The organism is Actinoplanes couchii, from assembly GCF_016862075.1.
Taxonomy (GTDB): Bacteria; Actinomycetota; Actinomycetes; order Mycobacteriales; family Micromonosporaceae; genus Actinoplanes; species Actinoplanes couchii.
This window is the reverse complement of the sequence record NZ_BOMG01000156.1, coordinates 1-10,254: the sequence shown is the minus strand read 5'-3', so window position 1 is coordinate 10,254 and position 10,254 is coordinate 1. Positions and strand designations below refer to the sequence as shown.

Here is a 10,254-nt window from a genome sequence, read left to right as displayed (position 1 = left end):
TCTGCTGGGCATCGACAGCACGGCGGATCTGCCGGCGATCGTCGGGCTCACCGTGGCGATCGTCGTGGTGCAGGCGGTGTGGAGCGGGTGGTGGCTGCGGCGGTTCCGGTACGGGCCGGCGGAGTGGGCGTGGCGGTGTCTGACCTGGTGGCGGCGTGCGCCGATCCGGTCGGGGCGGACCGTGCACGAGCCGGATCTCCGCAGCACGTGAGGGTCACGCCACCAGGAACGTGCCCGCCATGAAGACGGCCAGCAGGATCCCCTGCAGAGCCATCCCGACGGTCAGGATTGCGCGGTCGACGGTGTCGCGGGCGCCCATCCGGGCCAGGACGAGGAAGACCGCCGCGGCTTCCAGGGTGAACCGGCTCGCCGACATCATCGCGCGCCCGCCGACCTCGGTCATCGTCAGTACGGCGGACGCGGTCGCGGCATGGGCGATCAGGTACATCTGGTCGCGGCGGAAGCGGTACGGGCCCGCCACACAGAAGACCAGCAGGCCGGCCGCGATCAGCACGGTCCCGGCGTCGATGACGGCGGCGAGGGTGACCGGGTCCAGCAGACCGCGGCCGTCGATCTGCTGGACGGCGGTCAGCCAGGCGCCGCCGGGCAGGGTGTACTCGCGGCCCCACTGGTCCTGGGCGATGCTGAACGCGAGCGGACTGCCCAGGTCGATCCAGCAGTAGACGCTGTAGGCGAGCAGTCCGAGCGGCACCATGGCCAGCGCGGCCACGTCGGCGCGGGCCCGGCGCGGCTGCCAGTCGACCTGCCGCAGGTATTCGATGGCCAGCGGCACCACCAGCAGCAGGCCGAACAGCCGGGTGCCCGACGACAGTGCGCCGAGGGCGCCGGCGAGCCACCAGTGCCCGCGCCGGCCGGCGTAGAGGGCGCCGAGGGACAGCAGGATGAACAGTGACTCGTTGTAGCCGATGAACAGGAAGAAGCCGGTCGGGAACGCGGCCAGGTACCAGATCGCGCGGCGGGCGACCCGGGGCCCGAACTCGTGGTCGGCGAGCCGGTGCAGCACCGCCAGCGCGCCGACCGCCGCCACGTTGGCGATGATCAGGGCGCTGATCAGGGCCCCGCCGGGCAGTGCCGGGTCGAACAGCCGGATCAGCAGGGGATAGACCGGGTAGAACGCCGGGAAGCCGGGGCCCAGGTGGTAGCCGTGCTCGGCGATCTGCACGTAGTGCCCGGCGTCCCATTTGTTCCAGCCGAGCAGGATCATCCACACGTCAGGGGTCTCGCCACCGCCGCGGGGCAGCCAGGCCAGGGCGCTGACGGCGAGCCGGGCGACCGTGGTGGCCGCCCACACCGCGCCCGCGGCCAGCAGTGCCGTCCCCCACGGGCTGCGGGCGGGGACGAGGATCGGGGTGGGGGACGGATCCAGCAGGACGGTCACGGGGGTTCCTTCTTCGCTGTTCTCGGGCGCGCGGCATCGACCGGTGAGCCGGGTGGCTCAACGGGACGGGAGGCTTCGGGTCAGCTGGTGCTCGGTGGGAGGCGGACGGTCATCCGCAGGCCGCCGTCGGGGTTGGGGGCGGCGTCGATGGTGCCGCCGTGCGAGCGCACGATGGCGCGGACGATCGCCAGGCCGAGGCCGCTGCCGCCGCTGTGGTCGACGCGGTCGCCGTGCAGGCGGGTGAACGGTTCGAAGAGGCGGCCGAGTTCGGTGGCCGGGACGATCGGGCCGGTGTTGGTGACGGTGAGCGTGCCGGTCCCGTCGACGTCGACGTGCACCGTGCCGCCGGGGTGGTTGTACTTGAGCGCGTTGTGGACGAGGTTGCGGACCAGGCGTTCGAGGAGGATCCGATCGCCGGTGACCTTTCCCGGGCGTACGGCGCAGGTGATGTCGATCTTCAGGGTCTCGGCCTCGGGCCGGTGTGCCGTGATCGTCTCGGCGACGATGGTGTCGAGGTGTTGCGGGGTGTGCGCGACGATGCCCTGCTCGGCCTGGCTGAGGGTGAGCAGGCCCTCGATGATGCGTTCGCTGCGCTCGTTGGCCTGTAGGAGCTGGGCGGTGACCAGGGCCGACTGTTCGGCGGTGAGCGATTCGGTCATGCTCACCTCGATGATCATGCGTTGCAGGGCGAGTGGGGTCCGCAGCTCGTGGGAGGCGTTGGCGGCGAAGATCCGCTGCCCTTCGTAGCCGGCGGCGAGGCGGGTGAGCATGGCGTTGACCGAGGCGGTGAGCGCGGTGAGTTCCCGGTCGCGGCGCCGCTCGTCCGGGATGCGCAGGCCGAGGTTCTGCGGGCCGACCTGGTCGACCAGCGGGATCACGTCCCGGACCGGGGCCAGCACCCACCGGCCCACCGGCCGGGCCAGCAGCAGGATCGCGGCGATCGTCAGCAGGTAGAGGGTGATCGAGCTGACCGGGCTGTTGCGCTGCACGGTGCCGCAGACGCCGTACACGGTGTCGTCACAGATCTCGAAACCCCGCCAGTCGAACCAGCCGATGTAGAACCAGTAGCGATGTGCCACGGTGACGACGGTGGCCGTGACCAGCACGACGAGCAGAAGACGCGACCTTACGGTACGAAGGTGCACGCTCACGCCCCGAACCGGTAACCGGCGCGGGGAACCGTGTGGATCACAGCCGGTTCGCCGAGTTTGCGGCGCAGCTTGCCGACCGTCACCGGGACCACGTTGGTGAACGGGTCGATGTTCTCGTCCCACACCTGTTCCAGCAGGTCCTCCACGCTGACCGCCTGCCCCTGGGCCCGCAGCAGCGCCCGCAGCAGGCCGAACTCCTTGACGGTCAGGTCCAGGTCCCGGCCGTCGCGGGTGGCGGTCCGGGCGCCGACGTCGACCACCACACCGTCGCGTTCCAGCACCGGAGGCAGAGCCGGTGCGGTACGCCGGGCCAGCGCCTCCAGACGGGCCACCAGCTCGGCGAACGCGAACGGTTTCGGCAGGTAGTCGTCGGCTCCCAGCCGTAGCCCCTCGACCCGGTCGTAGACGCTGCCGGCGGCGGTCAGCAGCAGCACCCGGGCGGTCAGCTCTTGCGCCCGCATCCACCGGCACACGTCGTCGCCGCTGCTGCCGGGCATGTCCCGGTCCAGGACCGCCACGTCGTAGAAGTTCACGCCCAGCCGCTCGATGGCGGCGTCACCGTCGTAACAGACGTCCACGGCCATCGAATGCCGGCGCAGCCCGGCGGCGAGCAGATCGGCGAACAGCCGCTCGTCGTCGGCGACGAGAACACGCATGAGACATCCCTGGAATCGCGACCGGACCGGACAACCATCATGAAGATCTTGATCAACGCTCGCGCAGGTCCCACAACCATACCCCTCCGGCCTGCGACGGAACGCCGTACACCTGGGAGATCAGGTCGTGCAGCGGGCGGTAGCCGGGGCCGGAACGCATCACCACCACCGACCCGTTCCAGCGCCGCGCGTCGGCGCGCACCAGCTCGGCGTCCCCGGCGGTCAGCACCGGCGCGGCACCGGCACGCAGGGTCCGCTCCACCAGCGTGGTGGTGTGGCTGACGTGGGTGGTGCCCATCTGCCCGGCGCCGTCCGGGCCGGGGCCCAGGAAGTAGCCCTCCGGCACCGCGAACCTGTGCTGCGCCCAGGCGCTCCAGCCCAGCGAGTCCCGACCGGTGTACTGGCTGGGCAGCGGGACCGGGACGAGCGTGCGACCGGCCGGGACGAACTCGCGCCACGCGCCCGAGGTGATGAAGGCCGGCGTCGGCGGCTCCGGCATCGCCGGGACCGGGGTCGGCGTCAACGGCAGCAACACCGCCACCACCGCCACCCGCCACGCCCGGCCACCCCGGTCGAAGGCCACCGCGACCAGGACCGCGATCGCGCCGATCACGGCGAACGTCAACCGGCTCGGCATCGCCAGATCGAACAGCGGCAGCCAATCCGGAACCACGGCGAGCGGCCCGGGCAGATCGGTCAGCGCACCGCCGAACCGCAGCCGCGGCCCCAGCGACAGCGCCCCGAAGACCGCCACCACCGCCACCGCGGCCCGCATCCGCCGCCGGAGCGTCACACACAGCACCAGAACCAGCAGGGTGAGCGGCCACCCGAACCAGCTGTTCTGCTCGGTGCGGCCCTGGGCCGTCTCCGCCGACGCGTCGCCGGCGATCGTGTCCCGGGCGAACGTCAGCCACGTCACCGGATCCTCACCCCAGCCGGTGAACATCGGCACGCCCCGATAGCTCTGCGGACCGAAGAACTGAAACCAGATCGGGTACGCGCACAGCATGCCGCTGACCAGGGCGGTCACGGCCAGGCCGGGCAGCATTCGCCGGATTTTTCGCGGGCGCACGGCCGCCGCGACCGCGCACGCCAGCGCCGTGATCAGCAACAGCTCCTCGTTGATGAACAGTTGCCAGGCGACCAGCAGGCCCAGCGCCACCCCGTCGCGCCGCAACCGGCCGTCGCGGCCCAGCGTCAGCGCCCGCGCCACGATCAGCGGCAGCAGGAAGTTGGAGACGAAATTCGGCTGGCCGTTGGCGTGGTGCACCACACCGGGTGCGAACCCGGCGAACGCACCCCCGGCGAACGCCGCCGCCCGCGAGGACACCACATGCCGGTGCAGCACCAGGTAGGTGGTCAGGGCGGTGCCGGCCAGGGCGGCGATCATCCAGATCAGGTAGGTGACCCGGGCACCCAGCCACCACGTCAGCGGCGCCAGTGGCAGCGTGACGCCGAGCACCGAGGTGTTGGCCATCATGTTCACGCCGTACGGCACGTTCTGCTGGGTCGAGAACAGCGGGTTCGTCAGAGTCCGTACCGAGTGGGCGCCGTGCGACAGCAGCCACTGGAACCAGGTGTGGTCCGGCGGCAGATGCGCCGACACCGTCCCGGCCGGGTCACCCAGGAACCGGCCGGTGACCAGCAGCGCCAGCCCGAGATAGCCGGCCACGACAACGATGCCCGGCCACCGGGCCCGGCCCGCGCCCCGAACCGTGCGGACCAGGGCAGGCAACGGACCCGGCCGTGCGGGAACCAGCAGAGACGACATGATCAACGAAGGTAGAGATCAACCGATAACCTCCAGATAAATCGAAGATCATCACCAGCTTTGGTACGTCTTCAGCGAAGCTCCCTCCGATGACCCGAGATCGTTCCCGCGCGGACTCTCCACCATGGTTCGGATGCTTCTCTCGGAGGGGCATGGGCAGGCATCCACCCGATGGCCGGCCGCCGACGTGGCGCCCAAGGTCCAGCCATCCATGACCGCCACCGTAGCTACCGCTGCGCCGCAGGTTGCTGAGGTGGCGGTCGGCGTTGTGATTCTCCGACTGTTGTCCCAGCCCGGACCGGGTCGACCTACGATGGCCGGGTGCGGGACGACGACGTCAGCGGACAAGCGAAGTACAGCAGCCGACTTTCAGGGGGCGTGATGGCCAGGCACACGATCGCCGACCGGCTCTTGCTCGTGGACACGGTTGACCGGTGGTTCCACCTGGACGAGCCGACCTTCATCGGGGCCGGGCAGGCGTATCGGGTGGATCGCTCTGCCGATGAGCCGTGCGTGGATCGCGGCGACGGCCGGGTGTCCCGACACGTCGGCGCGATGTGCCGGTAGTCAGTAATCAAGGCACTCGCCCAGCTTCTTGAGGGCCGCTCGGGTGGCCGCCGATGACACCACCGTGCAGATCTCCAGGAGCGACAGGGTGTCATCCGAGGTCGGAGTCTTCGTCTCGCGGTGCAGTAGCTCCTCGCAGACCCCTCTTCTCCCCGCTATTCGGTGAATGAGCGCTGACCTTGATGCGGAATCCCTGCACATCCAGGGGACTGGTGGTAGCAGTGGCGTCAGACCAGAGAGCTGCCGAGCTGCGTTCGCATCTTCGTCAGGGCCTTGGCGAGCAGTCGCGACACGTGCATCTGGGAGATGCCGACCTGTTCGGCGATCTGGCTCTGGGTGAGGTTGCCGTAGAAGCGCAGGCCGACGATCTTTTGCTCGCGCTCGTCGAGACCGGCCATCGCGGGGCCGAGCGCGATACGCAACTCGGCGTTCTCGTAGCCCTCGTCCTCGCTGCCGAGTGTGGCGCCGAGTTCGGTCCCGCCTTCGGTGATCGGGGTGGAGAGGCTCGTCGAGTTGTAGGCCTGGGCTCCTTCGAGGCCTTCGATGACCTCGTCCTCGCTGATGTTCAGGTACGCGGCGATGTCGGTGACAGTGGGGGAGCGGCCGAGGGTGTGGCTGAGGGCGTTGTTGGCGCCGGTGATGGCCAGACGCAGCTCCTGCAGCCGGCGCGGTACCCGTACCGACCAGGTCTTGTCGCGGAAGTGCCGCTTGAGTTCACCCACGATGGTGGGGATCGCGTAGCCGGCGAAGTCGACACCCCGATCGGCTTCGAACCGGTCGACGGCTTTGATCAGGCCCATGACCGCGACCTGGTAGAGGTCGTCGCGGGGTTCACCCCGGTTGGCGTACCGGTTGGACAGGTGCCGGGCCAGCGGAAGCCACGCCTCGATGACCTGGTCACGCATGCCGGGCCGGGACGGGTGGCTTGCCGGGAGCGCCGCCATCGCGGTGATCAGCTCACTGGCCCGGTCGGTGCTCGTCGCAGCCGGGGACGGGGCAGCAGTGTCAGCGATCACGTTCATGCGGTGCTCCTTGCAGTTGCCTACGGCAGAAGCCGTGTGGCCTTTGCTGACATCCAACATCCCCCTGCAAACCAGGGTGTAAAACCACCTTTTCGGACTGCTGTCAGTCGCCGTTCGGTGGTTGCGCAGATGACAACGCTGAACGGTCTTGTCGTGCTTCGTGGGCCATGGTGAGGTCGGCGTAGACGACGATGTTGTCCTCGTAGTGGCCGCTGGCGTCGTCGAAGTCGCCGCCGCAGGTGATCAGGCGCAGGCCGGCGCGGTTGATGGCGCCGTAGACGGCATCGGTGGGGAATCGTGTCTTGGCGTGACGCTCGACCTTCACCACGGTGAACATGGCCATGCTGCCGTCCGCACGGTCGACGTCGACGGAGTCGCCGGGTTCGAGGTCGGCGAGTCTCTTGAAGGTGCCGGGCTGTTTCCGGTAGTCGACATGGCCGGCGAGGACGGCCGGGCCGAGGGAACCCGGGGTGGGTGCCTTGGTGTACCAGCCGACGGCCGTCGCGTCGGTGGGCACCTGCATGGTGCCGTCGGCCTGCAGCCCGAGCCCGGTCAACGGCACGTCGACGCCGAGCGCGGGAATGACGACCCGGGTCGGCGGCGAGGTGCTCATCAGTGGCCCGGTGGTCAGCTCCCCCTTCCCGGTGGCAACCGGGGCGGCGGCCGGCGGGATCGGAGACGACGGTCGGTCCTGGTCACCTCTGACGAGGGCGGTGACGCCGATCAGGCTGAGGACCACGGCCGCTGCCGCGAGTGTGTGACGTGCGGTAGCTACCATCAGGTCAGCCGCCGGCGGGCGATGAGGGCGCCGGCCGCGCCGAGCAGGGCGAGACCGCCGAGGGCATACATCGGGCCGGGTGCCTGGCGGGTGCTGCCGTCGCCGGTGGCGACGCCGCCGACCGGGACCGATCCGGCGGCAGCGCCGGAGACCATGCCACACGATGCCGGATCGGTCGCCTCCTGCGGGATGCCGCTGAGGCCCGCCGACTTCGCGAGAGTGGATTCGCCGAGCCCGTCCATGTCGTACCCGCCGTTGTTGTTGGCGTCGATGCCGTGTTGGACGACGTGCAGATCCTTGAGATGTGCGAGTGTCCCGGCCGGGAGGTCGGCGGCGGGGATCGTCCGGTCGTAGGACAGGTTTCCCTCGGCGTCCGCGACCGGCATCCGGTCCACGGCCAGCCCACTCTGTGGGCTGGTGTCGCCCCTGGTGGTCAGCGAGATGAAGATGGTGCCGTAAGTCGGCATGCCCTCCTCGGTGCTGACGTAGCCGTTGCCGTCCTTGTCGGCCGACATGTCCGGGCAGTGGAAGTCCATGCCGTCGATGGAGCCGTGCAGGTGCTGGGCGTGCGGCGAGTTCGGGACCAGACCGGTCGACCGGATGCTGATCCCGAGGTCACCGTCGGCCATGGCGGTCAACGTGGCGGTGCCGGAGGCGCCGGAGTGATTCAACGGGTCGAGCTTGACGTGGACGCTCTCGTCGGCGAACGCGACGCCCGGAACGGCGAACAGGACGGCCGCCGCGGCGGGCACGGCGAGCAGTAGAGCTTTCATGGCAGGGATTCGGAGCCGGCCGCCGCCTGGATTGGTGCGAGTCTCACGGGCCCGGGATCGTCCAGGTCACCGCGGGTTCCGCCGAGTCCCGGAATCCGTTGACCAGGATCCGCTGGACCGGGAGGTCAAGACTCCAGTCGGCATCGCGGCTGGTCCAGGTGAGCGCGTAGGAACGGTCGTCGCCGGCTGCCAGCAGCATCCGGTAGGTGTGCATTCGCGGGCCGGTCGCCGGCTGCCACGAGTACTCCCAGTCGGCGCCGCCACCGGTGATCAGCAGCGGTCCCATGCTGATCTTCTGATAGCCGGGTGGCGGTTTCTGCTCGGCGTCCTGCCACCTGCGCAACGGGCGGCCGTCGAGCGGGCCGCCGGGTTCCACGGTGAAGGATCGGACCCCGTTGGTATCGCCGAAGCAGACGCCGTCGGGTGTGGTGCCGCGTTGCCAGCCGCGCGGCACCGGGAGGGCGAATCCGGCGGTGTCGACATGCCATAGCCAGCCTTCGGGCAGCGAGACCGGTGCCTCGTCGTCCCGGACGGCGTCGGTCAGTGTCACCGATGGTGGGGTGGGGCTGGCGCTCACCGGGGTGACGACGGCCGCCGGCACGCTTTCACTGCCGTAGGCCCGGACTCCAGCGGTGGCGCCGATTGTCGCGATCGCAGCGGCGATGCCTGCGACGAGCAGGCCTCGCCACCGAGGGGTGGCGGCGGTCGAGCGGTACCGGACCGCCTTGCCGGCCGGGCGGGGCGACACGGGTACGGCGTGGACACCGACGGCCCGGCGGTTCAGGTTCCGCAGGGCGAGCCGGGCGTCGTCCGCGGTCAGTCGTCGTTCCGGGTCGGTGGTGAGCAGGCCGGCGATGACGGTGTGCAATGGCCCCGGGTGCTGCGGTGGGTCCGGGGCCTCGGTCAGCAGGGCGGTGATTGCCTCGGCGGCATCCGGCCGGTCGTACGGCGGCCGACCCTCCACCGCCATGTAGAGAGTGGCGCCCAGTGACCACAGGTCGGCCTGCCGGCTGGAGGCACCGTCCCGCACTCGCTCCGGGGCGATGTAGAACGGGGAGCCCATCAGCGGTTCGTCGTGCCCGGCCGGGGCGGTGATCATGGTGGCCAGCCCGAAGTCGGTGAGCACGACCCGTCCGTCCTCGGCGATCAGCACATTCTGCGGTTTCACGTCGAGGTGCAGCACCCCGGCTCGATGCGCGGCGTCCAGCGCATCGAGGAGGCTCGCCGCGATCCGGGCCGCGTTCCGATGGGGGAGCGGCCCATCGCTGATCACGATGTCATGCAGCGAGCGCGACGGCACATATTCCATGACGATCCAGGATCGGCCGGATGCCTGGATCACGTCGAAGATCCCGACGACGTGAGGATGATCGAGTCGAGCGGCCGCCCGCGCCTCCCGGACCGTGTCGCGCTGAATCTTCGCGCGAGCGGGATCCGGCAGGTCGTCCGGGGCCAGCACCTCCTTCACCGCGACTTCCCGGTCCAGGAGATCGTCGTGCGCGCGCCACACCCGGCCCATGCCCCCGAAGCCCGCCAGCGCGATCAGCCGGTACCGGCCGGCCACCACCAGTTCGTCGTCCGGTTCCACGTGGTCTCCGCCTCCTGCCGTTTTCGGCCATCCGATACGCAGGGATTCGCAGCGAACCCACCTCCGGATTGGTGCTCGGTCAGGCCACGGTGACGCTGATCGTGTGCCAGCCGGTCGTGCCGTCGGGGAAGGGGTTGCTGGGCCCAGGCGACTCCGGCGACGGTCACGGTTCCGGCCGTGAGCCGGACGAAGGGTTTCGGTTTGTCGATGCGTGACGCGGTCTTGACGGTGCCCTGGGCGGGCGACAGGCGTGCCGATCGTCATCCCCTCGACCGACCGGGCGACGATCTGGACCGCTCCGGCCTGGATCCCGGCTTCCTTCAGCAGGTCCGCGAGCGGTACGCCGAGCCACCGCGCGGTGCCGATGTACGGGCCACCGACATCGTTGGATACGCAGTTGAGGGTGATGTCGCGTTCGATCAGCGGCCGTTTCAGCAGATCGGCGAACGACAGTTCGATCTCCCGGTCGACCATGCCGTGAATCCGCAAGCGCCACGTCGACGGATCGATGCGGGGCACGGCCCCGAACACGGCCGGGACCGCGTCCAG

The 10,254-nt window shown here is 70.0% G+C and carries 10 protein-coding genes and 1 pseudogene; 2 read left to right on the top strand and 9 right to left on the bottom strand.

Features of this window, described 5'->3' with window-relative positions:
• Positions 1 to 211, top strand: a 211-nt coding sequence (locus tag Aco03nite_RS51830; protein WP_203810557.1) for a DUF418 domain-containing protein, incomplete at its 5' end; no start/stop codon positions are given.
• Between the two features lie 3 nt (positions 212 to 214).
• On the opposite strand, the gene Aco03nite_RS51825 is transcribed toward Aco03nite_RS51830, so the two are convergent.
• From Aco03nite_RS51825 to Aco03nite_RS51810, 4 genes are all read right to left on the bottom strand, one after another.
• Positions 215 to 1,399: a mannosyltransferase family protein gene (locus Aco03nite_RS51825; protein WP_203810555.1), complete on the bottom strand. Its 1,185-nt coding sequence runs from the start codon at positions 1,397 to 1,399 to the stop codon at positions 215 to 217.
• Between the two features lie 80 nt (positions 1,400 to 1,479).
• Positions 1,480 to 2,505 carry a sensor histidine kinase gene (locus Aco03nite_RS51820; protein ID WP_203810553.1) on the bottom strand — a complete coding sequence of 342 codons (1,026 nt, stop codon included), beginning with the start codon at positions 2,503 to 2,505 and terminating at the stop codon, positions 1,480 to 1,482.
• 41 nt (positions 2,506 to 2,546) lie between these two features.
• Complete coding sequence (locus Aco03nite_RS51815) at positions 2,547 to 3,206, bottom strand: response regulator transcription factor (RefSeq protein ID WP_203810551.1); 660 nt, start codon at positions 3,204 to 3,206, stop codon at positions 2,547 to 2,549.
• Positions 3,207 to 3,258: 52 nt separating this feature from the next.
• Positions 3,259 to 4,977: a DUF6311 domain-containing protein gene (locus Aco03nite_RS51810; RefSeq protein WP_203810549.1), complete on the bottom strand. Its 1,719-nt coding sequence runs from the start codon at positions 4,975 to 4,977 to the stop codon at positions 3,259 to 3,261.
• A 321-nt stretch (positions 4,978 to 5,298) separates the two neighbouring features.
• Between Aco03nite_RS51810 and Aco03nite_RS51805 the strand changes: the two genes are divergently transcribed.
• Positions 5,299 to 5,544, top strand: a complete 246-nt coding sequence (locus Aco03nite_RS51805; protein WP_203810547.1) for a hypothetical protein — start codon at positions 5,299 to 5,301, stop codon at positions 5,542 to 5,544.
• 227 nt (positions 5,545 to 5,771) lie between these two features.
• Here Aco03nite_RS51805 and Aco03nite_RS51800 read toward each other — a convergent pair whose 3' ends face one another.
• The 5 genes and pseudogenes from Aco03nite_RS51800 to Aco03nite_RS51780 all read right to left on the bottom strand — a co-directional run.
• Complete coding sequence (locus Aco03nite_RS51800) at positions 5,772 to 6,566, bottom strand: RNA polymerase sigma factor SigF (RefSeq protein WP_203810545.1); 795 nt, start codon at positions 6,564 to 6,566, stop codon at positions 5,772 to 5,774.
• A gap of 103 nt (positions 6,567 to 6,669) precedes the next feature.
• Positions 6,670 to 7,305, bottom strand: coding sequence for a class F sortase (locus Aco03nite_RS51795; RefSeq protein WP_239146149.1), 636 nt, complete (start codon positions 7,303 to 7,305; stop codon positions 6,670 to 6,672).
• A 38-nt stretch (positions 7,306 to 7,343) separates the two neighbouring features.
• Positions 7,344 to 8,117, bottom strand: coding sequence for a GVDTG sorting domain-containing protein (locus Aco03nite_RS51790; RefSeq protein ID WP_203810541.1), 774 nt, complete (start codon positions 8,115 to 8,117; stop codon positions 7,344 to 7,346).
• Between the two features lie 43 nt (positions 8,118 to 8,160).
• On the bottom strand, positions 8,161 to 9,705 hold the full coding sequence (locus tag Aco03nite_RS51785) for a serine/threonine-protein kinase (RefSeq protein WP_203810539.1): 1,545 nt from the start codon (positions 9,703 to 9,705) through the stop codon (positions 8,161 to 8,163).
• A 119-nt stretch (positions 9,706 to 9,824) separates the two neighbouring features.
• A pseudogene (locus Aco03nite_RS51780) lies at positions 9,825 to 10,254 on the bottom strand (molybdopterin-dependent oxidoreductase); the annotation flags it as partial.